The sequence below is a fragment of the Streptomyces albidochromogenes genome, from assembly GCF_005981925.1.
GTDB classification, from domain to species: domain Bacteria; phylum Actinomycetota; class Actinomycetes; order Streptomycetales; family Streptomycetaceae; genus Streptomyces; species Streptomyces albidochromogenes.
In genome coordinates, this window is sequence record NZ_VBVX01000013.1 from 1 (window position 1) to 23,476 (window position 23,476).

Annotated in this window: 23 protein-coding genes; 9 read left to right on the forward strand and 14 right to left on the reverse strand. The window is 72.6% G+C overall.

Annotation, left to right across the window (positions count from 1 at the left end):
• Positions 1-97 precede the first annotated feature (97 nt).
• Positions 98-1,180: a hypothetical protein gene (locus E2E34_RS03320; protein WP_138900382.1), complete on the forward strand. Its 1,083-nt coding sequence runs from the start codon at positions 98-100 to the stop codon at positions 1,178-1,180.
• A 19-nt stretch (positions 1,181-1,199) separates the two neighbouring features.
• Here E2E34_RS03320 and E2E34_RS03325 read toward each other — a convergent pair whose 3' ends face one another.
• The 3 genes from E2E34_RS03325 to panB all read right to left on the reverse strand — a co-directional run bounded on the left by E2E34_RS03325 (position 1,200) and on the right by panB (position 4,145).
• Positions 1,200-2,042 carry an ABC transporter permease gene (locus E2E34_RS03325; protein WP_138900383.1) on the reverse strand — a complete coding sequence of 281 codons (843 nt, stop codon included), beginning with the start codon at positions 2,040-2,042 and terminating at the stop codon, positions 1,200-1,202.
• Complete coding sequence (locus E2E34_RS03330; RefSeq protein ID WP_138900384.1) at positions 2,039-3,115, reverse strand: ATP-binding cassette domain-containing protein; 1,077 nt, start codon at positions 3,113-3,115, stop codon at positions 2,039-2,041. Before E2E34_RS03330 ends, E2E34_RS03325 begins: the two co-directional genes overlap by 4 nt.
• 166 nt (positions 3,116-3,281) lie before the next feature.
• Entirely contained in the window at positions 3,282-4,145 is an 864-nt protein-coding gene (panB, locus tag E2E34_RS03335) for a 3-methyl-2-oxobutanoate hydroxymethyltransferase (protein ID WP_138900385.1), read from the reverse strand.
• Positions 4,146-4,451: 306 nt separating this feature from the next.
• Here panB and E2E34_RS03340 point away from each other — a divergent pair, with 306 nt between their 5' ends.
• Both E2E34_RS03340 and E2E34_RS03345 read left to right on the forward strand, forming a co-directional pair.
• Positions 4,452-5,474, forward strand: a complete 1,023-nt coding sequence (locus E2E34_RS03340; RefSeq protein ID WP_138900406.1) for an endonuclease/exonuclease/phosphatase family protein — start codon at positions 4,452-4,454, stop codon at positions 5,472-5,474.
• A gap of 117 nt (positions 5,475-5,591) precedes the next feature.
• Complete coding sequence (locus E2E34_RS03345; protein WP_138900386.1) at positions 5,592-6,821, forward strand: MFS transporter; 1,230 nt, start codon at positions 5,592-5,594, stop codon at positions 6,819-6,821.
• A gap of 91 nt (positions 6,822-6,912) precedes the next feature.
• Here E2E34_RS03345 and E2E34_RS03350 read toward each other — a convergent pair whose 3' ends face one another.
• Together E2E34_RS03350 and E2E34_RS03355 are read right to left on the reverse strand one after the other, a co-directional pair.
• Complete coding sequence (locus E2E34_RS03350) at positions 6,913-8,673, reverse strand: NAD+ synthase (protein ID WP_208765132.1); 1,761 nt, start codon at positions 8,671-8,673, stop codon at positions 6,913-6,915.
• An 82-nt stretch (positions 8,674-8,755) separates the two neighbouring features.
• The gene (locus E2E34_RS03355) at positions 8,756-9,589 is read right to left on the reverse strand and encodes a DUF4190 domain-containing protein (RefSeq protein ID WP_244315487.1); all 834 of its coding nucleotides are present in this window, start codon (positions 9,587-9,589) and stop codon (positions 8,756-8,758) included.
• A 161-nt stretch (positions 9,590-9,750) separates the two neighbouring features.
• Between E2E34_RS03355 and E2E34_RS03360 the strand changes: the two genes are divergently transcribed.
• Both E2E34_RS03360 and E2E34_RS03365 read left to right on the forward strand, forming a co-directional pair.
• Complete coding sequence (locus E2E34_RS03360) at positions 9,751-10,437, forward strand: DUF998 domain-containing protein (RefSeq protein WP_138900387.1); 687 nt, start codon at positions 9,751-9,753, stop codon at positions 10,435-10,437.
• Entirely contained in the window at positions 10,434-11,348 is a 915-nt protein-coding gene (locus E2E34_RS03365) for an alpha/beta fold hydrolase (RefSeq protein WP_244315488.1), read from the forward strand. Before E2E34_RS03360 ends, E2E34_RS03365 begins: the two co-directional genes overlap by 4 nt.
• On the opposite strand, the gene E2E34_RS03370 is transcribed toward E2E34_RS03365, so the two are convergent.
• From E2E34_RS03370 to E2E34_RS03380, 3 genes are all read right to left on the reverse strand, one after another.
• Positions 11,317-12,015 carry a DUF305 domain-containing protein gene (locus tag E2E34_RS03370; protein ID WP_138900388.1) on the reverse strand — a complete coding sequence of 233 codons (699 nt, stop codon included), beginning with the start codon at positions 12,013-12,015 and terminating at the stop codon, positions 11,317-11,319. The genes E2E34_RS03365 and E2E34_RS03370 overlap by 32 nt on opposite strands.
• On the reverse strand, positions 12,015-12,662 hold the full coding sequence (locus E2E34_RS03375) for a thioredoxin-like domain-containing protein (protein ID WP_138900389.1): 648 nt from the start codon (positions 12,660-12,662) through the stop codon (positions 12,015-12,017). Before E2E34_RS03375 ends, E2E34_RS03370 begins: the two co-directional genes overlap by 1 nt.
• A 67-nt stretch (positions 12,663-12,729) precedes the next feature.
• The gene (locus E2E34_RS03380; protein WP_138900390.1) at positions 12,730-13,092 is read right to left on the reverse strand and encodes a hypothetical protein; all 363 of its coding nucleotides are present in this window, start codon (positions 13,090-13,092) and stop codon (positions 12,730-12,732) included.
• Positions 13,093-13,243: 151 nt separating this feature from the next.
• Between E2E34_RS03380 and E2E34_RS03385 the strand changes: the two genes are divergently transcribed.
• Complete coding sequence (locus E2E34_RS03385; protein WP_138900391.1) at positions 13,244-14,209, forward strand: LLM class F420-dependent oxidoreductase; 966 nt, start codon at positions 13,244-13,246, stop codon at positions 14,207-14,209.
• A gap of 44 nt (positions 14,210-14,253) precedes the next feature.
• Here the strand turns inward: E2E34_RS03385 and E2E34_RS03390 are convergent, their stop codons facing one another.
• The gene (locus E2E34_RS03390) at positions 14,254-14,643 is read right to left on the reverse strand and encodes a VOC family protein (RefSeq protein ID WP_138900392.1); all 390 of its coding nucleotides are present in this window, start codon (positions 14,641-14,643) and stop codon (positions 14,254-14,256) included.
• 237 nt (positions 14,644-14,880) lie between these two features.
• On the opposite strand from E2E34_RS03390, the gene E2E34_RS03395 reads away from it, so the two are divergent.
• Together E2E34_RS03395 and E2E34_RS03400 are read left to right on the forward strand one after the other, a co-directional pair.
• Entirely contained in the window at positions 14,881-15,264 is a 384-nt protein-coding gene (locus tag E2E34_RS03395) for a hypothetical protein (protein WP_138900393.1), read from the forward strand.
• Positions 15,261-15,848: a DUF6328 family protein gene (locus E2E34_RS03400; RefSeq protein ID WP_244315489.1), complete on the forward strand. Its 588-nt coding sequence runs from the start codon at positions 15,261-15,263 to the stop codon at positions 15,846-15,848. The genes E2E34_RS03395 and E2E34_RS03400 overlap by 4 nt, the downstream gene beginning before the upstream one ends.
• A 63-nt stretch (positions 15,849-15,911) precedes the next feature.
• On the opposite strand, the gene E2E34_RS03405 is transcribed toward E2E34_RS03400, so the two are convergent.
• The 3 genes from E2E34_RS03405 to E2E34_RS03415 form a co-directional block, all read right to left on the reverse strand.
• Positions 15,912-17,447 carry a DEAD/DEAH box helicase gene (locus tag E2E34_RS03405; protein WP_138900394.1) on the reverse strand — a complete coding sequence of 512 codons (1,536 nt, stop codon included), beginning with the start codon at positions 17,445-17,447 and terminating at the stop codon, positions 15,912-15,914.
• Between the two features lie 331 nt (positions 17,448-17,778).
• Positions 17,779-17,982 (reverse strand): cold-shock protein, encoded by a 204-nt coding sequence (locus tag E2E34_RS03410; protein WP_028811307.1) that lies wholly within the window; start codon positions 17,980-17,982, stop codon positions 17,779-17,781.
• A gap of 271 nt (positions 17,983-18,253) precedes the next feature.
• Positions 18,254-18,580: a MerR family transcriptional regulator gene (locus tag E2E34_RS03415; RefSeq protein WP_425573398.1), complete on the reverse strand. Its 327-nt coding sequence runs from the start codon at positions 18,578-18,580 to the stop codon at positions 18,254-18,256.
• Positions 18,581-18,876: 296 nt separating this feature from the next.
• Between E2E34_RS03415 and glnA2 the strand changes: the two genes are divergently transcribed.
• A complete protein-coding gene (gene glnA2 / locus E2E34_RS03420; protein ID WP_138900396.1) occupies positions 18,877-20,238 on the forward strand; it encodes a gamma-glutamylpolyamine synthetase GlnA2 in 1,362 nt (453 codons plus the stop codon).
• A gap of 134 nt (positions 20,239-20,372) precedes the next feature.
• Here glnA2 and E2E34_RS03425 read toward each other — a convergent pair whose 3' ends face one another.
• Positions 20,373-20,900, reverse strand: coding sequence for a pyridoxamine 5'-phosphate oxidase family protein (locus tag E2E34_RS03425; protein ID WP_138900397.1), 528 nt, complete (start codon positions 20,898-20,900; stop codon positions 20,373-20,375).
• A 75-nt stretch (positions 20,901-20,975) separates the two neighbouring features.
• Positions 20,976-23,183 (reverse strand): PIG-L family deacetylase, encoded by a 2,208-nt coding sequence (locus E2E34_RS03430; RefSeq protein WP_138900398.1) that lies wholly within the window; start codon positions 23,181-23,183, stop codon positions 20,976-20,978.
• Positions 23,184-23,476 lie beyond the last annotated feature (293 nt).

Below are 23,476 nucleotides of genomic sequence, written 5' to 3' on the forward strand. Positions count from 1 at the left end.
GCCGTCGGCTCGTCGGTGGTCCGCGGGTCGAGCTCGTGGTTCATGCTCGCGAGAGGGATGAGCCAGGCGCCCCGCCTGGCTCATCCATCTGGCGAGCATGAACCACGAGCTCGACCAGTGGACCACCGACGAGGCGACGGCGTGGCTGCGCACGGTCACCGAGGTCTACCGGCCCGGCCTGCCGCAGACGTGCCGGGTGCCGGGGACGCTCTGGATCTTCGCCGTCATGCTGACCGGCAGCCCGGGGCAGCTCTACGAGGTGGCCAACAAGACGGTCGACGCCTGCCGTGAGTTCGGCTACGTCTGGGAGCTGGCCATGGCACTCCAGCTGCGGGCCAACCTCCTGGCCAACCGCGGCGACTGGGCGGGCGACGCGAGCCGCGACGCCGACGAGAGCCTGGAGATCTTCACCCGGCTCGGCGACGTGTGGGGCGAGGCCGAGGCCCTCGCCGCGCGCGCCGAGTCGCGCGAGCGCAGGGGCCAGTTCACCCTCGCGGCCGGGGACTACCGGGCCGCGATCGGCCTCGCGGACCTGCTCGGCGCGCAGACCCAGGTGTCGCTGCTGCGGGCCCGGCTCGCGGGCGTCCTGGTGGAGACGGGCGACGGCGACGAGGCCGAGGTGATGCTGCGCGACATCCTCGCGAAGGTCGAGCGGGGGCACGAGTCGGAGCCTCCCGCCCGCATGTTCCTCGCGATGTGGCTCGCCCGCACCGGGCGCACCGACGAGGGGCGGGAGCACCTGGACGCGATGCGCCGCGCCTTCAACCACTCGAACCTCGCCATCTTCGAGGGCTTCGTCATCGGCCTCCTCGCCTGGATGGACAACCTCGACGGCCGGTACGACGAGGCGCTCGGCCGGGTCCGCCACGCCCTGGTGCGCGCCCGCGAGCCGCTGGCGCGGCTGGTCGCCCCGCAGATGCCCGCCGTCCACCTGATGACGGCGGCCCGCGCCCTGGCGGGCCTCGGCGGCCCCGAGCCGGCCCGGGACGCCGCGAGGCTCCTCGGCGCCTACGGGGCGCTGCTGCCGCCCCGCCACTTCGCCACCACCCAGGAGCGGGAGGCGGTGGCGGACGCCGAGGCGGCGGCCCGCGCCGAGCTGGGCGACGCCGCGTACGAGGCGGCGTACGCCGAGGGCGGCGGCCTCACACTGGAGCAGGCCGCCGCCCTCGTCGACCGCTGACGCGGCCGGCGCGCGAACGTCAGGTCTTCTTGCGGAACTTCGAGATGGCGAGCGGCGCGGTCACCACCGTGATGGCCACGGCCCACCCCACGACCATCCACACGTCGCGGGCGATCGGCCCGCCGATGAACAGCCCGCGCGCCGCGTCCGCGAGGCTCGACAGCGGGTTGTAGTCGGTGAAGGTCCGCAGCCAGCCCGGCATCGTCGACGGCGGGGTGAAGATCGAGGAACCGAACTGGAGCGGCATCAGCACGAGCATCGCCATGCCCTGCACGGCCTGGGCCGTCTTCACGGACAGGCCGATCAGGATGAAGATCCACATCAGGGAGGCGCCGAACAGGAGCGAGAGCCCGACGGCCCCCAGCACGTGCAGCGGCGACGTCTCGACGGACATGCCCAGGATGAAGCCCACGGCCAGCAGGATCGCGAAGGCGACCATCATCCGGCCGACCTCGACGACGATCTTCGCCACGAGGACGGAGGACCGGGCGATCGGCATGGTGCGGAACCGGTCCATCACCCCCTTCTGGAAGTCCTCGTTGATGCCGGTGCCGACGGCCATGGACACGTTCAGCCCCATCATCGCCATCAGGCCGGGAACCAGGTAGCTGACGTACTCGTCCTGCCTGCCGTTGCCCGCGACCGCGCCGCCGAAGACGAAGACGAAGAGCAGGGTGAAGACGATCGGCATCAGCAGCACGTCGAACATCGACTGCGGATCCTGCTTGATCTGCAGGCTGTTGCGCCGGGCGAGCGCGCCGATGTGCCGCAGATTGGCGCGCAGGCCGATCCGGCCCTCGCCCTCGCGCGCCTTCACGGCGGTGGGCGCCGGCGCCGGTGGGGTCACTGTCGCCGCGCTCATGCCGCGACCTCCTCGTGCTTGTCGTCCGCGACGGGCGCGGTGGGCGCGGTGGGCGCCGTGGATTCGCCGGACGCGGTGGACCCGGCCGCCGCGTCGCTCGTCTTCTCGCCCGTGATGGCCAGGAACACCTCGTCCAGGCTGGGCAGATGGGTCCCGATGTGCGCGATGCCGAAGCCGCGCGCGCCCAGCAGACCGACCACCGCGGTCAGTTGCTCGTCGCTGAGGATCGGTACGTACAGCAGGCCCTCGCCCGCGTCGACCTTCGAGCCCGCGATGCCGTCGAGCCCCGCCTCCTCCAGCGCCCGCGCCATGTCGGGCAGCAGCGCCGGGTCGGTCGGGCGGACCTCAAGGGTGCGGCCCCCGACCTTCGCCTTGAGCTCGTCGACCTTGCCGCCCGCGATGACGCGGCCGCGGTCGATGACCGTCAGCTCGCTCGCGAGCTGCTCGGCCTCCTCCATGTACTGGGTGGTGAGCAGGACGGTGACCCCCTCGCCGACCATCCGCTTCACCTCCTCCCACACCTCGTTGCGGGTGCGGGGGTCGAGTCCGGTCGTCGGCTCGTCCAGGTAGAGCACGGCGGGCTGCCCGATCATCGACGCCGCCAGGTCCAGGCGCCGCCGCATGCCGCCGGAGTACTGCATCACCGGCTTCTTCGCGGCCTCGGTGAGCGAGAACCGCTCCAGCAGCTCGTCGGCGCGCCGGCGCGCGTCCTTGCGGGACAGATCGAGCAGCCGCCCGATCATGTAGAGGTTCTCCCAGCCGGCGAGCTTCTCGTCGACCGAGGCGTACTGGCCGGTCAGGCCTATGGTGCGGCGGAGCTGCCGGGGCTGCCGCACCACGTCGTACCCGGCCACCACGGCCGTGCCGGCGTCCGGCTGGACCAGGGTGGACAGGCAGCGTACGAGGGTGGTCTTGCCGGCGCCGTTGGGTCCGAGGACACCGAGCACGGTGCCTTCCCGGACGTCCAGGTCCACGCCGTCCAGTGCCTTGGTCTCGCCGTAGTGCTTGACCAGTCCCCTTACCTCGACGGCGTTGGCCGCGCCGCCTGTGGGGCTCTTGTCGAATCGCGTCATGCCGCTATGAGAGCAGCCGCCACTGACAACGCGCTGACAGCCTGCCGACAGCCCGCCGACAGCCGGCCGGCCGGCACCGGCAGCGCCGACGAGCCGCACACGCCGACAGCCCGCCGATGGGGGATGTCGGCGGGCTGTCTGTGGTGCGGCAGTGGCTCGGTGAGTCCTAGTGGAAGGTGTGCTCCTCCTGCGGGAACGTTCCGCCGACGACGTCGCCGGCGAACGCCTTCGCCGCGTCCCCGAGGGTCTGCCGCAGGTTCGCGTACTGCTTGGTGAAGCGCGGCACCTTGCCGCCGGTGAGGCCCGCCATGTCGGTCCAGACCAGGACCTGCGCGTCCGTGTCCGGCCCGGCGCCGATGCCGATGGTCGGGATGTGCAGCGAGCGCGTCACCTCGGCGGCAAGCTCGGCCGGTACGAGTTCCAGCACGACCGCGAAGGCGCCGGCGTCCTGCGCGGCCTTCGCGTCCCGCACCAGCTGGTGCGCCGCCTCGTCACTGCGGCCCTGGACCCGGTATCCCATGGTGTTCACGGACTGCGGGGTCAGACCGAGGTGCGACATGACCGGGATGCCGGCCTTCACCAGCAGTTCGGTCTGGGCGTGCGAGCGCTCGCCGCCCTCCAGCTTCACCGCGCCCACCCCGGCGTCCTTGATCAGCCGGGTCGCGTTGCGCAGGGCCTGCACCGGGCCCTCCTGGTACGAGCCGAAGGGCAGGTCGCCGACGACCAGGGCGCGCCTGGTGCCCCGTACGACAGCGGCGGACAGCAGGGTCATCTCGTCCATCGTGACGGGCACGGTGGTCTCGTAGCCGAGGTGGCAGTTGCCCATGGAGTCGCCGACGAGGATGACCGGGATGCCGGCCTCGTCGAAGACGGAGGCGGTCATCGCGTCGTACGCGGTGAGCATGGGCCACTTCTCACCGCGCTCCTTGGCGGCGGCGATGTCGTGGACGGTGATGCGGCGAGTGCCCTTGCCGCCGTACAGCGCCTTGCTGCTGTCGGCGGATGTCGTGCGGGCAGCCTGAAGCGTCATGACCAACGGCTCCTTCGAAATCTCGAGGCGCCCTGACGGCGTCCCCGGACCACGTCCATGGTGGCATCCCGGTGGCGCCCACGGGAAGTGGGGCCGTGTGGCGGTCCGCACGCACTGGCTGGTTTGTGCGCGTTTCGTCACAGCGTTCCTCCGACGCGCCCGAACCGGAACCCCCCGCGCCGCCGTGTCGTCCTGGTGGCAGTACGGCCGTCGTGTCACGGCGGCCCGGAAAGACGGCGCCCATCCCCTAGGGTCAGACGGGGAGCGGGCGGTGTGCAGGGCAAGGCAGTCAGTGAGGGCAGCGGAATGGCGCAGGCGTACATGACGGACACGGGGAACGGCAGCTCAGGACCTGAGCGTCCCGGATCTCGCCTCCTGCGCCGCCTCGGCAGCCTCCGCCACGACCGGGGCATCTGGCGGCGCGGCATCCTCCTCGCGCTGTGCGCGGTGCTGCTCACCTGCCTGATGGTCTTCCACGCGCAGATCCCCAACACGATCGGCAACCTCGGCAGCCTCACGGAGACCTTCCTCCCCTGGCTCGGCCTCGGCGTCCCGCTGCTGCTGGCCGCCGCTCTCGTGCGCCGCTCGGCGACCGCCCTCCTCGCCCTGCTGCTGCCGGCCGTGGTCTGGCTGAATCTCTTCGGCGGCCTGCTCACCGACAAGGCGGGCCCCGGCGGCAATCTCACGGTCGCCACCCACAACGTGAAGGCCGACAACACCGACCCGCGGGGAACGGCCCGCGAGCTCGCCGATTCGGGCGCGGACGTGGTGGCGCTCCAGGAGCTGAAGGCCAGCGAGGTCCCGTCGTACGAGGACGCCCTGTCCGGCACCTACAAGTACCACTCGGTGCAGGGCACGGTCGGCCTGTGGAGCAAGTACCCCATGACCGGCACCGGGCCCGTCGACATCAAGATGGGCTGGACGCGCGCGATGCGCTCCACGGTCGCCACCCCGGCCGGCGACGTGGCCGTGTACGTCGCCCACCTGCCCTCGGTACGGGTCAAGGTCAACGCCGGTTTCACCGCCGGGCAGCGCGACGACAGCGCCGACGCGCTGGGTGAGGCGATCGCCCGCGAGCCCGTGGGCAAGGTCGTCCTCCTCGGCGACCTCAACGGCACCATGAACGACCGCGCCCTGAACGCCGTGACCTCGCAGATGCGGTCCACGCAGGGCGCCGCGGGCGACGGCTTCGGCTTCAGCTGGCCGGCGTCGTTCCCCATGGCGCGGATCGACCAGATCATGGTGAAGGGGATCACACCGGTGTCGTCGTGGGCGCTGCCGGAGACGGGCAGCGACCACCTGCCGATCGCGGCCCGGGTCGAGATCTGACACCGGGCACGCCCGCCCGCAACCCCGCGTTCACACCGCGGAACATTCCACCTGAGAGACTTTGTTCAGTACGGGAACGTACTCGCTCGCGCCCCCAGCCACTGAAAAGGTCCCTCCATGCCCAGGCCGCCCCGGCCCGTAGCCCTGCTCGCCCTCGCCGTCAGCGCCTTCGGCATCGGCACCACCGAGTTCGTCATGATGGGCCTGCTGCCCAATGTCGCGGACGACCTGGGGACCTCGGTGCCCACCGCCGGGTACCTCGTGTCGGCGTACGCGATCGGCGTGGTCGTCGGCGCCCCGCTGCTCACCGCGCTCGGCTCCCGCGTTCCGCGAAGGCGCATGCTGCTCCTGCTCATGGCCCTCTTCACGATCGGCAACCTGGCCTCCGCCCTGGCCCCCGGATTCGGCTGGCTGGTGGCGGGGAGGGTGCTCGCCGGGCTGCCGCACGGGGCCTTCTTCGGCGTCGGCGCGGTGGTCGCGGCCCGGCTGGTCGCGGACGGGCGGCAGGCGCGGGCCGTCGCGACGATGTTCCTCGGCCTCACGGTCGCCAACATCGTCGGCGTGCCGGCGGCCACGCTGCTCGGCCAGCACCTCGGCTGGCGGGCGACGTTCCTGGTGGTGGCGGCCATCGGACTGGTCGCGATGGCGGCCCTGGCCCGTCTGGTGCCGCACCTCCCGCTGGACGGGCGCCAGAGCGTACGCCGCGAACTGCGCGCCCTCGGCAGCCGTCAGGTCCTGCTCGGCCTGCTCACCGCCGTCTTCGGCTTCGCCGGCGTCTTCGCGGTGTACTCCTACCTGGCCTCGATGACGACCGAGGTCATGGGCTTCGGCGAGTCCTCGGTGACCGTCGTCCTCGCGCTCTTCGGCATCGGCATGACCCTGGGCGCGCTGGCGGCGGGCCCCCTGACCGACCGGGCCCTGCGCCCCACGCTCTACGGCTCACTGGGCGCGCTCGCGCTGGTGCTGCTGGCCTTCGACCACACGGCGCACGTGCGGTGGGCGGCGCTGGTCACCGTGGTGGTGCTCGGCGCGGTCGGCTTCATGACCACGACACCGCTCCAGATGCTGGTCATGAACAAGGCCAAGGACGCGCCGACCCTGGCGTCGGCCTCCAACCACTCCGCGTTCAACCTCGCGAACGCGGGCGGGGCCTGGCTCGGCGGCATGGCGATCGCGGCCGGCTGGGGCTGGATGAGCCCGACGCTGGTCGGGGCGGTGCTGGCGGTGGCGGGTCTCGCCATCGCGGTCACGGCGGGCCTGCTCGACCGCACCACGCCGGAGTCCCGCTCCCGCGTGGTCGCCTCCGCCGCGGCGCCCAGCGAACCGGCCCGCGACCCGGTGTCCTGACGGGCCGGTCGCCGCGTCGCCCCGCCGCCGGATCGCGACGAGCCCGATCGCCCGGCGGCCGTCGGACCCGGGCGACCCGGCCCCATCCGTCTCAGACGATCTCGCGCCACCGGTTCGTGATCGGCAGCCGGCGGTCCTTGCCGAAGCCCTTCGCGGAGATCTTCGTACCCGGCGGGTACTGCCGGCGCTTGTACTCCGCCGTGTCCACCATCCGCAGCGTCTTCGCGACCAGCGCCCGGTCGAAACCGGCGGCCACGATCGCCTCCATGCCCTGGTCCCGGTCGACGTACAACTCCAGGATCCGGTCCAGAACCTCGTAGTCCGGCAGCGAGTCGGTGTCCACCTGCCCCGGCCGCAGCTCCGCGCTCGGCGGCTTGGAGATGGAGTTCTCCGGGATCGGCGGGGTCTGGCCGCGCTCCTGGGCGGCCTTGTTCCGCCACCGCGCGAGCGCGAAGACCCACGTCTTGTAGACGTCCTTGATCGGCCCGTACGCCCCCACCGAGTCGCCGTACAGCGTCGAATAGCCCACCGCCAGCTCGGACTTGTTGCCCGGCGCGAGCACCATGTGGCCCTCCTGGTTGGATAGGGCCATCAGCGTCGTGCCGCGCAGCCGCGACTGCAGGTTCTCCTCGGCCAGGCCGGTGAGTGAGAGCGCGTCCATGTACGCGTCGAACATCGGCTCGATCGCGACGGTCCGGTGGTTCAGCCCGGTGCGCCGGGCCAGCTCCGCCGCGTCGTCCCTGGAATGGTCCGAGGAGTACTTCGACGGCATGGACACGCCGTACACGTTCCGCGCCCCCAGCGCGTCGCACGCGATGGCCGCCACGAGCGCCGAGTCGATGCCTCCGGAGAGTCCGACCAGGGCCGTGCCGAAACCGTTCTTGGCGGCGTACGCGCGCAGGCCCACGACCAGCGCGGAGTACACCTCCTCCTCGTCCTCCAGGCGCTCGGCGTAACCGCCCGTCAGCTCGGGCTCGTACGCCGGCAGAGGCTCCTCGGAGAGGATCACCCGGTCGATGTGCAGCCCGTCGTCGACGACACCGGCCGGCGCCCGGCCGGCCGGCTGCGCCGCCGGCAGGTCCAGGTCGAGCAGCATGCTGCCCTCCGAGAACTGCGGTGCCCGGGCGAGGACTTCGCCGTTCCTGTCGCAGACGATCGAGTCGCCGTCGTAGACGAGCTCGTCCTGGCCGCCGGTCATCGCGACGTACGCCGTCGTGCAGCCCGCCTCCTGGGCGCGCTTGCGCACCAGTTCGAGCCTGCTGTCGTCCTTGTGGACCTCGTACGGCGACGCGTTGAGGGACACCAGCAGACCCGCCCCGGCGGACCGGGCGGCGGGCACGCGGCCGCCGTCCTGCCACAGGTCCTCGCAGATGGCGAGGGCGACGTCGACGCCGTGCACCCGGACGACGGGCATCGAGTCACCCGGCACGAAGTAGCGGAACTCGTCGAAGACGCCGTAGTTCGGCAGGTGATGCTTGGCGAAGGACAGCACCACCTCGCCCCGGTGCAGGACGGCGGCGGCGTCCTGCGGGGAGCCGGCGGGCTGTCCGTAGCGCGGCTGGGTCTTCTCGCAGCGGTCGAGGTAGCCGACGACGACCGGGACCTCGCCGAGGCCCTCGTCGGCGAGGCGCGCCGCCAGCGCGCGCACGGCGTCGCGCGAGGCCTCGACGAACGACGACCGCAGCGCGAGGTCCTCGACGGGGTAGCCGGTGAGCGCCATCTCGGGGAACGCCACCAGGTGGGCGCCCTGGCCGGCGGCGTGCCGGGTCCAGTGGACGATCGACGCGGCGTTGCCGGCCAGATCACCGACGGTCGAGTCGATCTGATTCAGAGCGAGGCGTAGTTGAGGCACCCGCCCAGTCTAATCGTCTGACTGACGCGATGTCCTGGGAGACGGGGGAGTTCCGCCCGGACCGGGCGCCGGACGGTACGGCTCACTCGACCGGGCCGGTCCAGAAGGTGTCCTCGTACTCCATCACGTCCGGGCTGAACTCCACCCGTATCCGGTCCGCCGCGTCGGGCGGCAGGGAGTAGGCGTACCTGCCGACGGACCGCTTCCCGGGCAGCAGGTTGCCGCTGAGGACCTTCTGGCGGCCGCTGCCGTCGATCAGCAGCTCCGCGTCGGCCTCGTCGGCGTCCCGGACGCCCGGCAGCCCGGTCTTGAAGTCGACCGGCTGCGCGCCGCCGTTGACGGCGGTCACCGTCACCTGGAGCGCCTTGTTGCCCTTCGGGTGGCCGAGGGCGTAGTCGTCCGGGACGTACGGGCGCGGCGCCGAGACCGTGATCCTCAAGCCGTTCTCGTAGGTGTACGTCTCACCGAAGGCCAGGTGCCGGGCCGCCTCCGCGGCGGCTGAGGCCGACGCCTCGGCCGAGGCGGACGCCTCCGCGGACGCCCGGGCGGTCTCGGCCTCCTCCCGCACGCCGTCGATGAACTCCGTGGCCTTCGAGACGGTGAACACCCCGCCGCCGACCGCGAGCAGGAGACCGGCGACGCCGAGGACCAGCCCGGTGCCCGCCATGCCCCTGTTCGTCGCCGTGCCCCGGCGGACCTGACCGAGGCCGACGATGCCGAAGACCAGCGCCAGCAGCGCGGGCAGCCAGGACATCCAGAACAGGAACACCGCGAGGCCGAGGACGACACCGGTGATGCCGAGCACGAGGGCCGTGACACCCATGCCGTTGCGCGGCCGCATCTGCGGGTACGGCGCCGGGTACCCGGCCGGCGGCGGTCCCCACGGGTCGGCGGGCGGCGGGGCGGGCTGGCTCATCGGGGTCCTTCGGGCATGGCGAACGGGAGTTCGGTGAGACTAACAGCGCGGCTCGTCCGCCCCGCCGGCCCGGCCGCGGGGCCGGCGCCCGGACCCCGGGGGCGCCGTCCGGCCACCGTCGCGCCGCCCGTACGACTTTCCGAAGTAGCGTTCATCCCACTATGCCGAACGCGTTTCTCCGCCGTACGCGGCCCGCCGCCGTCCTCCTCGTGCTCGGCGCCGCCGCGTACAGCGCCTGGGTGCTCGAAGCCGTCCTCGCGACCGGCCTCGATCCCCTGCGCACGTACGTCAGCGAACTGGCCGCCTCCGACCAGCCGTTCGGCGGCCTCTTCCGCTCCACCGACCTCGTCGCGGGCCTCCTGATCCTCGCCGGCGCGCTCGTGGCCCTCGCCGGGTACCGGCCGCGCGGCCGGTGGGACGCCACCGGCTGGGCGGCCCTCGCCCTCTTCGGCGCCGCCACCGCGGCCGACTCCCGGCTGCCGATGAGCTGCGCGACGACCGCGGACGCGGCGTGCGCGGCCCGCGAGGCGGCCGGTCTCGTCCCGTTCACCCACGCGGCTCACACCTGGAGCAGCAGCGTCGCCTCGACCGCGGCGGTCGTCGGCGTCGTCGCGCTCACCGTCGCGGCCCGCTGCCACGGCCGCCCCTCGTCCCTGGCCCGTTTCGGACCGGTCCTCGCGGCGGCCGAAGTGGCGGCCACCGCCTGGACGCTGGCCTCGATCGCCGCCTTCGAGGCCGGCCACGGCACCTGGCTGCTGGGGGCAGGGCAGCGGCTCCAGGTGCTGACCGCGGCCCTGTGGCTCGTCGTACTCGCGTGGTCGGTGGCACGCGAGAAGGTGTACGCGTGACCTCGACCGGACGTTTCCTCCGCATCGGCGGCGCGGCGCACCACGTGGTCGTGGAGGGCGCCGGCCCGGTGTGCGTGCTCAGCGCCGGGCTCGGCATGAGCTGGTTCGACTGGGACCCGGTCGTACCGCTGCTCGCGCCCTTTCGCACCGTCGTACGGTTCGACCGCCCCGGCCACGGCCTGAGCGCCCCCGCCCCGGCCGCCGCGCCGCCCACCGCCGAGGGCGAGGCGCACCGTGTCGCCGCGCTCCTCGACGCCCTGCCGCCGAGTGCCGCACCCGTCACCGTGGTGGGGCACTCCCTCGCCGGGTTCCACGCGGAGGCGTTCGCCCGGCTGTACCCGGCCCGGACGGCTTCCCTCGTGCTCGTCGACTCCAGCGTCGAGGAGCACGCGCGCGTGCCCGCCGCCCCCGGCCTGCGCACCGCCGCGACACGGGTGCTCGGCACGGCGCTCCGCGCCGCCGGTCTCCCGGCGGCGCTCGGGCCGCTCGCCCGCCGCGCGGGCGTCCGGGCGGGCCGGGCGGACGCGGCCGGCGGCCGGGGCGACCCGGCCCCCGCCCCGCTCGTACGCCGCTGCTACCGCACCTCCCGCGTCCTGCGCGGAGCGCTCCGGGAGAACACGCACTACCGCGCCGTCGCCGCCGGGCTCCTCGCCCTGCGCGAGCACCACCCGCTGCCCGACGACCTCCCGGTCACGGTCCTGGCGGCGTACGACGGCCGAGGCAGCCGCGGCGGGCTGCGCTGGCTCGAACGTCAGCGCGGCCTCGCGAGCACCCTCGGCGCCCGCTTCGACATCGCCGAGCCCTCCGGCCACCTGGTCATGCTGGACCGCCCGGACGCGGTGGCCCGGGCGGTCCTGGCGGCCGGAGGGCCGGGCCCGGTCACGGGCGGAGGGACGCGCCCCGTTCTTTGAGCAGGTCGGCCATCAGCGCGATCTCCGACGCCTGGGCGTCGACCATGCCCCGCGCCAGGGACCGCTGCGCACCGACTTCGCACCGGTCGGCGCAGCCCCGGGCCATCGTGACGCCGCCCTTGTGGTGGGCGGTCATCAGCTTCAGGTACAGGATCTCCGCCTGCTCGCCGTCCGCCTCGCGCAGCTTCGCCAGGTCGGCCCGGGTCGCCATGCCGGGCATCAGCGCCCCGTCCCGCGCCTCGTGGGCCCCACCCGCACCGTGCGTACCGTGCCCGCCGTGTCCGCCCCCGTCCGTGCCGGCGCCGGCCATCCAGGCCATCGGCTCGTCCGGGGAGGTCTTCGGCAGCTCCCACAGGTCGAGCCAGCCGAGCATCATGCCCCGCTGGTTCGCCTGGGTGTTGGCGATGTCGTACGCGAGCCTGCGCACGTCCTCGTCCTTCGTGCGGTCGCGCACGATGAACGACATCTCCACCGCCTGCTGGTGGTGCACCGACATGTCCCGAGCGAACCCCGCGTCCGCGGAGTCCTCACCGGGCGTACGGGAAGCCGCCGAGGCCGCCCCGCCGTGACGCTCGTTGCCGTTGCCCGCGGCGACCGTGACGGCCCCCGCGGCGAACAGCAGCGCGAGTACGACGGCGCAGACGGCGGCCCAGTACGTACGCGTCATCACTGAGCCATTCCACCTGTGCACGCCGCGCCGGGCTCGGGCGTCTGCGGCCCCTGCACGTACTTCGTGAAGAACTGGTCGACGCGCGGGTCCGTGGCGCTGTCCACGGTCACCTGCTTGCCCCACGCGCTGAGCATGAGAGCGCCCGCCTGGTCCTCGACCGGGCTCATCAGCGAGTAGGGGGTCTTGCCGACCTTCTCGGCGAGCTTCTTGACGTCACCGTCGGACGCCTTGTCGTTGTACGTCACCCACACGGCGCCGTGCTCCAGCGAGTGCACCGCGTTGACCTCGGGAATCGCCTTCTTGTAGACGTCTCCCTCGCAGTTCATCCAGACCTGCGAGTGGTCACCGCCCACCGGCGGCTTCATCGGGTAGGAGACGGCCTTGGTGACGTGGTCGCGCCCCAGCTTCTTCGCGTCCCAGGACTTCTCCTCCTTCACCGGCGCCTTGGCCTGGGCGGCCTTCTGCTCCTTCTCCTCCGACTCCTTGAGGAGGACGTACGAGCCGAATCCGACCAGACCCGCCACGACGGCCGTGCTGAGGCCGATCACGAGGAAGCGGGTTCTGCGCTCGCGGGCCTGCTCGGCGCGGCGCATCTCTTCTATTCGGGCCTTGCGTGACGCGTTGGCGGTCTTGTTGGAAGCCATGGTTTCAAGTCCTTCGCCTGCTGAATGTGGGTAGGGATACGGAAGGTCCCGGGCGCGGGCGGCCCGGCTACGTCCGCATCACCTGAAGGACATGGCGTCCCGGCGCCCGCGCGGGCGCCCCACAGCCGCGCGCCGGACCGGCGGCGGCCGGCCGTGCGCGGTACAGCGGCTCGTCGGTCACCGGCGCGGCCGGCGGAGGCACCGTCAGCACGGCGGGGGACAGGTGCGGGAGGACGCCGCAGTGCGAGGAGTCGTACGGGCAGACGTACGCGGGCTTGTCCGGCGCGGGCGGGACGGCCGTCACGGCGGCGGCCACGCTCCCGCCGCCGGACCTGTGGTGCTCCCGGGACTCCGGACTCATGCCCAGGCACACGAAGAGCGCGGCGAGGAGCGTCGCCACGGCGCTCAGCAGCGCCATGGGACGTCCCATGCGCCTGGTGCGCCCGGTGCGGGATCGCCGCCGTCCCCTCATGGGCGGAAATCGTAGTGCGCCGCGAGGCCCCGTTGGCCATACGGGTCGCATCCCGTCGCGGCCCGTGGGGCGGATGTTTTGCGGCCGGGCGAGCGGCAACCCGTCGTTCATGGTGCAAATCGGATACACGATGATGACCGAGCAGGCTGGGCCCCGAGATCTGGTCGACCACGTCGTCGCCGCCGAGCGGGCCGGCTTCGACTTCTCCGTGACCTCGGACCACTACTTCCCGTGGCTGGCCGAGCAGGGGCACGCCCCCTACGCGTGGAGCGTCCTCGGCGCCGCGGCCCAGGCCACCTCACGCATCCCCCTCATGACGTACGTGACCTGCCCGACGGTCCGCTACCACCCGGCCGTCGTCGCCCAGAAGGCGGCGACCGTGCAGCTGCTGGCCGAGGGCCGGTTCCGGCTCGGCCTCGGCTCCGGCGAGAACCTCAACGAGCACGTCGTCGGCGGCGGCTGGCCCGCCGCCCACGTCCGCCTGGAGATGCTGGAAGAGGCCGTGGAGATCATCCGCGCGCTGTTCGCCGGCGGTTACGTCAGCCACCACAGCACCCACTACGACGTCGAGAACGCCAAGCTCTGGGACCTGCCCGACCCGCTCCCGCCGATCGGCATCGCCGTCTCCGGCGAACGGTCCTGTGCGCTCGCCGGCCGCCTCGCCGACCTGGTCGTCGCCACCGAGCCCGCGCGCGAACTCCTGGACGCCTTCGACCGCAACGGCGGCACCGGAAAGCCGCGCGTCGGCCAGCTGCCCGTCTGCTACGACCCCGACCGGGACGCGGCGGTGAAGCGGGCGCACGAGCAGTTCCGCTGGTTCGGCGGCGGCTGGAAGGTCAACTCCGAGCTGCCGGGACCGGCCGGCTTCGCCGGGGCCACCACGTACGTGCGCCCCGAGGACGTCGCCGAGTCCATCCCGTGCGGCGCGGACGTCGAGACCTTCGTCGAGGCGGTGCGGCCGTACGCCGAGGCGGGCTTCACCGAGGTGGCGCTCGTGCAGATCGGGGGCGAGCACCAGCGGCCGTTCATCGACTGGGCGCAGAAGGCGCTGCTGCCGGCCCTGCGCGAGCTCTGAACCGGGCCGGCGGGCCCGGTCACGGGCACCGCCGCCCGGCCGCGTCAGCGCGGAGCGAACCGGTGGGCCAGGGTGAAGGAGTGCCCGGCCGGGTCGGAGTACACGCGTTCGTCGCGCGGTCCGCTGTTGTCCTTGGTGTCCACGGGCCGCGCGCCGAGGCTCACCGCCTCGCGCTCCGCCTCGTCCATGTCGCCGCGCTCCACCAGGATCCGCAGATGGGCCTGTTGCGAGTCCTCCGGACGCGGCCAGCTGGGCGGCGCGTACCCGTGGTCGCGGCGGATGGCCATGATGACGCCCTGATGGCCCACGATCTCGACGAAGTCCGGGTTGGTCCCCGTCCGGGCCTCCCCGTCCAGCAGCCCGGCGTAGAACTCCGCCAGCACCTCGGGTTCCGCGCAGTCCAGGACAAGAACGCTCTGTTTCGCGACCGTCATGTGCTCTCCCCAATGTCCGTGGCGCCGAGGTCCGGCGCCAGGGTCCGCGACGGGCCGGGAGGCCCCCCTGACCCGCGTACCCCCCGGGTGCGGCGGCACACGGACCGTCACGGGCGGCCGGACCGGTGGCATTACGGCCGGGGGAGCGGGTACCCGCTGCTCGCTGTCTCCGGTCGCGCTCGCGATCCCGGCGGGCGAGCCTGGGGATCGGCGACGACGAGAGAAAGAAGCCTCACAGTGAACAGCACGGAACACTCCGGAACGCAGGTCCTGGTGGAACTGACGGGCAGCTCGAAGGAGGACGCCAACGCCGTCTTCGGCGCGCTGTGCACCGCCTTCGCGTCCGACCGCGAGGTCGACGAGGAACTGCACAACGGCGTCGACGGCCGCCCCATGGTCTGGAGCGCGACGTACGACGTGCACGGCATCCGCGAGCAGGCCGCCCCCGCGCGCCTGACGGCCCCCGTCAGCGTCACCCTCCAGGGCGGCTACCGCGCGGTGGACCAGGTGCGCGAGCAGCTGGAGGTGGCGTTCGCCGTACAGGAGGAGGGCTCGGCCTCCGGCGACCAGGAGAGGGAGCTCCAGCTGCGACTGGAGAGCGGGCCCGGGACCTCACCATGACCGGCGGGTCGGGCGGTGCCGGGGGGTCCGGCGGGTCCGGCGCGGTCGGCGGGTCCGGCGCGGTCGGCGGGTCCGGCGCGCAGGACGCGGCGCACGGGCAGCCGGGCACCCTCCGCCGGGGCCGTCACGAGACCGAGGACGAGCGGGCGGACCGGCTCTGGGCGGAGCTGCTGCAGGAACTGCGGGTCGCCCAGACCGGCGTACAGATCCTCTTCGGTTTCCTGCTGACCGTCGTCTTCCAGCCCCGTTTCACCGAGCTGTCCCCGACCGACAAGGACATCTACGTCGTCACGGTCGTGCTCGGCGCGGCGACGGTGGGCGCGCTCGTCGGCCCCGTGTCGCTGCACCGGCTGGTCACCGGCCGCCGGATCAAACCGCAGACGGTCAGGTGGGCGTCCCGCCTCACCGTTGTCGGCCTGGTGCTGCTGCTGTGCACGATGGCGTCCGCGCTGCTGCTGATCCTGCGCGCGGTCCTGTACGACACCACCGCGCTGTGGCTGGTCGGCGGTCTGGTGCTGTGGTTCGTCCTGTGCTGGTTCGTCCTGCCGGCCTGGGCCCGGCACGCCAGTGCGGGCAGGAACTGACCGAAGCCACTCCCTGCCCGCACTGTCACGCGTTCCTGCCGTGCTTACGCCGTTCTGCCGTGCTTACGCCGCGCCGCCACTGCTCCGGCCCGCCGCGCTGCCCGTGCCGCTGCCGCCGTAGGACCGGCGGCGCGCCTGCGCCGGAGCGCTGCGGCGCCCGCGCTGCGAGGACGCGCTGCGGGCCGGGCGCTCGCGGACCGGCGAGGAGATGACGACGGGCACGCCGGACGGCGCCTGCGCGCCGGTGATCCGGCTCAGCTCGGCGTCGCCCGAGCGGACCTGCGCGGTCTGCGGGGTGATGCCCGCGGCCTGCATCAGGCGGGACATCTCACGGCGCTGGTTGGGCTGCACCAGCGTGACGACGCTGCCGGACTCGCCCGCGCGGGCGGTACGGCCGCCGCGGTGCAGGTAGTCCTTGTGGTCGGTCGGCGGGTCGACGTTGACGACCAGGTCGAGGTTGTCGACGTGGATGCCGCGCGCCGCGACGTTGGTCGCCACCAGCACGGTCACATGCCCGCTCTTGAACTGGTCGAGCGTGCGGGTCCGCTGCGGCTGCGACTTCCCGCCGTGCAGCGCGGCCGCCCGTACACCGCTGGCCAGCAGGTCCCGGGTCAGCCGGTCCACCGCGTGCTTGGTGTCCAGGAACATGATCACCTTGCCGTCGCGGGCGGCGATCTCGGTGGCCGTGGCCTGCTTGTCGGCGGGGTGGACGTGCAGCAGGTGGTGCTCCATCGTCGTCACCGCGCCCTGAGCGGCGTCGACCGAGTGGACCACCGGGTCGGTCAGGTAGTTGCGCACCAGCTTGTCGACATTGCGGTCCAGGGTGGCCGAGAACAGCATCGTCTGGCCCTCGGGCGCGACCTGCTGGAGCAGCTCGGTGACCTGCGGCATGAAGCCCATGTCGGTCATCTGGTCGGCCTCGTCCAGCACCGTGATCTTCACCTGGTCCAGGCGGCAGTCACGACGGTCGATGAGGTCCTTGAGCCGGCCCGGGGTCGCTACGACGACCTCGGCCCCGGTGCGCAGCGCGCCGGCCTGGCGGCCGATCGACATGCCGCCGACGACCGTGGCCAGCCGCAGCCGCACGGCGCGGGCGTACGGCGTCAGGGCGTCGGTCACCTGCTGCGCGAGCTCACGGGTGGGTACGAGCACCAGCGCCAGCGGCTGGCGCGGCTCGGCGCGCCGGCCGGCCGTCCTGGCCAGCAGCGCGAGCCCGAAGGCGAGCGTCTTGCCGGAGCCGGTGCGGCCGCGGCCCAGGACGTCGCGCCCGGTCAGCGTGTTCGGCAGGGTGGCGGCCTGGATCGGGAACGGCACGGTCACGCCCTGCGCGGTGAGCGCCGCGAGCAGCGCCGCGGGCATGTCGAGCTGGTCGAACGCCTCGACCGCCGGCAGCGCCGGCGAGGTGCCGACCGGCAGGGCGAACTCGCCCTGCGGTCCGGACGAGCGGCGCTGGGAGGACCGGCCGGAGTAGCCGGCCGAGCGGCTGGGGGCGGCGGGGCGGAAATGCTCGCCGCGGTCGCTGCTGCGACCGGCGTGGTTGCCGCCGGCGCGGGTACGGGCGAATCGTTCACGGTCGGTGGAACGTGCTGCGCGGTTCATGTGAACCCTCCTCGATGGGCACGTATCGAGGAATCCCGGGCAGCGGTGACCACGCGGGTGACCGTTGCAAGGAATCGCAAGAACGAGCCGATAATTAAAAAGCCGAAATGAAGCCGGTGGAAAGGTTTGAATTCCTTTGTGCCGGGAGCTTCGAAGTGGCTGCAGTCCGCACAGAAGAAAGCGCGGACGGGGCGGGGCGACGAGAATCGTGGCCGGCCGCTCAGGAGTCGGCCGCGCGATAGGGGCGGCCGAGTCGGGGCAACGATTCAAAGCAACGAGACGGGGCCCGCACCCTCAGGTGCGGGCCCCGACCGTGTGGTACGCGTCAGCGTCAGGCGGGAACGATGTTCTCGGCCTGCGGGCCCTTCTGGCCCTGCGTGACGTCGAAGGTCACCTTCTGGCCTTCCTGGAGCTCACGGAAGCCCTGGGTGGCGATGTTGGAGTAGTGGGCGAAGACGTCGGCGCCGCCACCCTCCTGCTCGATGAAGCCGAAGCCCTTTTCAGCGTTGAACCACTTCACGGTGCCAGAAGCCATGTCATTCTCCTTTGGAGCAGTGCCGGAGACCGCCCTGTGCGGAATCCGAGTCGCGTTGCCGCGATGATTGCCCCGTCCGGAACAAAGCACCGGAAATACGAAAGTGCGCCCGCAACGGTGTGTCGCGGGAGCACTTGAAGTTTGGGAACCACAACTGCAACTGAGATCAACAGTAGCACGGTGCGGCGGACTCGCCAGAGGTCTTTCGTCACATCTGCCGTGGCGCTATAAACCCTCCACGCCCGCCGCTTTAAATTCTATAGCTGCCGCACTAGGTATTTTGCTCGCGCAGTTGCTCGTTGATGCGCAGGGCGTCTTCCAGCTGGTCCTCGAGGATCACGATGCGGCAGGCGGCGTCGATGGGGGTGCCCTGGTCGACCAGTTCGCGGGCGCGGGCGGCCACGCGCAGCTGGTAACGGGAGTAGCGGCGGTGGCCGCCCTCCGAACGCAACGGGGTGATCAGCCGTGCTTCGCCGATGGCCCGCAGGAAGGCGGGGGTCGTACCGATCATCTCGGCGGCCCGGCCCATGGTGTACGCGGGGAAGTCGTCGTCGTCGAAGCGGTCGGCCTTGGAGGTCCGATGGGTCTGAGCGGTCACTTGCACCATCTTCTGTAGCGCGCGGGGCGGACACTACGAGTGTGGCATGTCTGCTCCGGCCGTGGCAGATTTTCCCCCGCCGGCGCCCGAACACGGGTCCGTCCGGGCGCGCCGTGGGCAGTATGGGAGACAGCGGCGGACGGGCGGACACGGGCGTTCACCCGTACGGCGCCCGATGTCGGCCACGGGGGCCGCAACGTGTTGGTAACCGTGTGGTGGGATGCTCGGGTGCCCCGACGTGCGTCCGAGGCGTGGGAGCAGGCGGCTTGACCGGCAAGGATGGGTAGGAAGACCAGATGGATAAGCAGCAGGAATTCGTGCTCCGTACGCTCGAGGAGCGCGACATCCGGTTCGTGCGCCTGTGGTTCACCGACGTGCTCGGCTTCCTGAAGTCGGTCGCGGTGGCCCCGGCCGAGCTTGAGCAGGCGTTCGACGAGGGCATCGGCTTCGACGGCTCCGCGATCGAGGGCTTCGCCCGCGTGTACGAGTCGGACATGATCGCCAAGCCGGACCCGAGCACCTTCCAGATCCTGCCGTGGCGGGCCGAGGCCCCGGGCACGGCCCGGATGTTCTGCGACATCCTGATGCCGGACGGCTCGCCGTCCTTCGCGGACCCCCGGTACGTACTGAAGCGCATCCTCGCCAAGACCTCGGACCTGGGCTTCACCTTCTACACCCACCCCGAGATCGAGTTCTTCCTGCTGAAGAACAAGCCGCTCGACGGCACCCGGCCCACCCCGGCCGACAACTCGGGCTACTTCGACCACACCCCGCAGAACGTCGGCATGGACTTCCGCCGCCAGGCGATCACCATGCTGGAGTCCATGGGCATCTCGGTCGAGTTCAGCCACCACGAGGGCGCCCCCGGCCAGCAGGAGATCGACCTGCGGTACGCCGACGCGCTCTCGACGGCCGACAACATCATGACGTTCCGCCTGGTCATGAAGCAGGTCGCGCTGGAGCAGGGCGTCCAGGCCACCTTCATGCCGAAGCCGTTCTCGGAGTACCCCGGCTCCGGCATGCACACCCACCTCTCCCTCTTCGAGGGCGACCGCAACGCCTTCTACGAGTCGGGCTCCGAGTACCAGCTCTCCAAGGTCGGCCGGTCCTTCATCGCGGGCCTCCTCAAGCACGCCGCGGAGATCTCCGCCGTCACCAACCAGTGGGTGAACTCCTACAAGCGCATCTGGGGCGGCTCCACCCGCACGGCCGGCTCCGGCGGCGAGGCGCCCTCGTACATCTGCTGGGGCCACAACAACCGCTCCGCGCTGATCCGCGTCCCCATGTACAAGCCGGGCAAGACCGGCTCGGCGCGCGTCGAGGTCCGCTCGATCGACTCCGGCGCGAACCCGTACCTGACGTACGCCGTCCTGCTCGCCGCCGGCCTCAAGGGCATCGAGGAGGGCTACGAGCTCCCGCCGGGCGCCGACGACGACGTCTGGGCCCTGTCCGACGCCGAGCGCCGCGCGATGGGCATCGAGCCCCTGCCGCAGAACCTCGGCGAGGCGATCGCCCTGATGGAACGCAGCGAACTGGTCGCCGAGACGCTGGGCGAGCACGTCTTCGACTTCTTCCTGCGCAACAAGAAGCAGGAGTGGGAGGAGTACCGCTCGGAGGTCACCGCCTTCGAGCTCCGCAAGAACCTGCCGGTGCTGTAGCCGCGGGTCGGCGTCTCTGCCTGCCCCGGGCCGTCTCCGGGCCGTCCGGCGCGGGGACGGCCGCCTCGTACCGGCTGCGTCGGTGCCGGGGCCCCTGACCCGCCGGCCCGGTGGCCCGGTCCGGCGGGAAGCCGTCAGCCGAACAGCCAGCGGGTCTGGCTGTAGACGTCCTTGCCGAAGCCGAACGCCGCGACGGGCGCCACGCGGAACACCACCGCCCGGTCGCCCTCGCCGTGGAACGCCCCGTCCCGCACGTCGAAGTGCCACTCGGGGCCGTACTTCGCCTCGTACGCCGCCGCCAGGCGCCGCAGCCGCGGCTCGTCGCTCTCCCGTACCGCCCTGCCCTCGACCACGAGGTCGAAGCCCTCGTGCAGGGTGTTGGCGCCCGTGGTGAGGACGACGTGCGGGTTGCCCGCGAGGTTCTTCGCCTTGCGCTCAGCCGGGCCCGTGCAGAAGTACAGGGCGTCGTCCTGCCAGACGGCCAGCAGCGGGGTGACGTGGGGGCGGCCGTCCGGGCGTACGGTCGTCAGCCAGAACAGCTCGGCCGATTCCAGGCGCGGCACCGCCTCGGACCACGGGGTGGCGCTCGCGTTCTGCTCGCTGTAGCGGCTGTCCAGGTCCGTGCGCGGTTGCGGGGTGTCCTTGTCGCTCTGCTCGTCCATGGCGCCTGCCTCCCGTTCGCGGTCCGTCTTCCTTCCTCACCTCTCAGGAAGACAGACCGCGCGCGGAAGCGAAACTCAGCGGACGGGCGGAGCGGGCCTCGTCGTGACCGGCGCCGGGCCGACCGGCTGCCAGGCGGCGGCCCCGCCGTCGCTCCAGTGCAGGCGGCCGTCGAGCGCCACCGCCGCGACGGAGGGGTGGCCCGCCGCGTCCGTCGTGGCCGCGGGAGCGCCGCCGAAGAGGAAGCCGCCCCGGGCCCACCGGGGCGCGGCACCGGTCCCCGGCGCCGGGAGTTCGGCCGTGCCGAGGCGGCCCGAGCCGTCCCGCGCCGCCAGCAGGCCGTCCGCGGCGCTCACCGCGCCGTGGCCCGCCCGGCCCCCCAGGTCGGCCACCGCGCCGGCCGGGGCCGCCGCCGGGACCGCGCCGGAGGAGGAACCGGCGGTGAAGCGGACGGCGCGGACCTCGCCGGAGCCGGGCTCGCGGAAGTACAGGCGTACGCCGTCGCCGTCCGCCCGGACGGTGGGCGGCAGCGGCGTCGAGGGCAGGGCCGCGGGCACCGGACCGCGCAGCGGGGCGCCGGGGGCGTCCTGGGTCCACACGACGGTCGAGGTGAGGGTCTGGGCGAAGACGTAACCGCGCCCCTCGCTGTCGACGGCGGCCGTCGGGTCGCCGAACACCTGCCGGCCACCGAGCGCCTGCCAGGGCGCCCAGCCGCCGCCGGGCAGCTGCGTGCGCGAGCTGAGGCCGTGCCCGCCGTCGCGCAGGTACACCGTCGCGCGGCCCTCGCGGTCCACCGTCACCGCCGGGGCGCTGATGTCCAGCGAGCCCGGCGCGTGCGCCGCGTGCGGCATGCCCAGGGACCGCCAGGGGCCGAAGGACCCGCCCACGGCGCTCTGCACGGCGGTGACGACGTCCCGGCGGTAGCCGGCCGGTCCGTCGAACGCGGTGCGGGTGCCGAAGAGGGCGATGCGGCCGTCGGGCAGCTTGGCCGAGGTGACGCCGCTGTCCAGGCCGGTGCCGCCGAGCAGCGCCGGACCGGTCCAGGCCGGCTGGGAGTCGGCCCCCGCGCCCGGCGCGCGGTGCCAGACCGCGAGGCGGGTGTCCAGTACGGAGAACGCCCACAGCTCGCCCTCGCGCGCCCCGCTCTGCAGCCAGGAGGTGCTGGTGTTGCGCGAGTGACGTATGCCGTACACCCAGCCGGGGCCCGTGGGCCGCCCCGCCACCTTGCGGTCGCCGCAGCCGGCCTCCGCGTCGCAGTAGTTCGCCGGGTAGTCGGTCCAGGCGTACGTCTTCAGCGTGTGCAGCTTCTCCCGTACGGCGTCCGGGCCCAGCACGTGCGGGAGGCTGCCGTTGAGGTAGCCCAGGTAGTTCTGGACGGTGAAGTGCGGGTGGCCGCCGCTCCTGGCGTACTCGGTGAGCGCCAGCTGGGCGAACCGGGCCCCGTACATGTGGTCCTGGTGGTCGGGCAGCATGTGCGCCGTGGCCTCGCGGCCGTTCGTCGGGTCGAGCATCCGCACGTGCGTCGGCTGGAAGCGCTTCAGCAGGCCGGTGATCGTGCGGACGACCTCGTCCCTGGTGTACGCGAAGTCCTCCTTGACCGGGGTGTCGGCGGACAGCTCCGACTCCAGGGCCGGCACCCGGCCGTCCCACAGCCCGTGCAGGCTGTGCGGCCGGTCCGCCGCGCTCGCGCCCGCCTCGTGCAGCTGCACCCAGACCAGGCTCACCTCGGGGCGTGCCCTGAGCGTGTCCAGCTCCGCCCAGCCGCCGCCGTCGGTACGGATCGCCGAGCGCTGCCAGGGGCTCGTACGGTCTCCGGTGGCCATCTCGGCGTACGCGGCGCGTATGCCGTTCTGCCGGGCCTCGGCGTACCGCACCTTGTCGGGGGCGGGGAGCGGGACGCCCTCGTTCGCGCCGCCGCGGAAGGAGTTCACGCCGTCCGCCTCGCCCGCCGTCAGATAGACCGAGGTCAGGCTGTGGCCGGTGCGTACCGACTGGCTGAGGTCGGGGTTCATGAAGAACAGGTCGTCGTCCGGGTGGGACACGATCTGCATCACGGACTCACCGGCGGCGCGCACCGGCTCCGCCCGGCCGGCTCCGCCGTCCCGCCCGTCCCGGTCCGCCGGGTCGCCCGCCACCGTCCTGGCCGCCTTCGGCACGGGGGCCGCGAGGGGCACGGCGGGACGGGCGAGCTGGATGCCCGTCACCGTCAGCAGCAGCGTCGCGAGGACGACGCTGGGCAGAGCGCGGCGCGGCAGGCGGAACGTACTGAGGGCCCTGGGCGGCATAGGAAACGTGCTTTCGGTGTGCGGTGGTGCTGGTACGGGATGGGGTGCGCCCAGGACGGCGCTGATCATCGCGCAGACTGTGGAGCAGAAGTGAAGAGGGTTTCACGTGCCGCCCGGTTCACCGGCGCCCGGAACCGGTGATGTTGCGGATCTCACTGGCCTTCTCCGTCACAGCCCCGCTCCCTCGCGGCCCTGGTCACGCCCCCGCCGGCGGTCGCCGCGCCGGGCCGCGGGCCGTCCCGCGGCTCCTGCGGATAGGCTCGTGAGCCGGACCTTGACCGGGCGGTCGTACG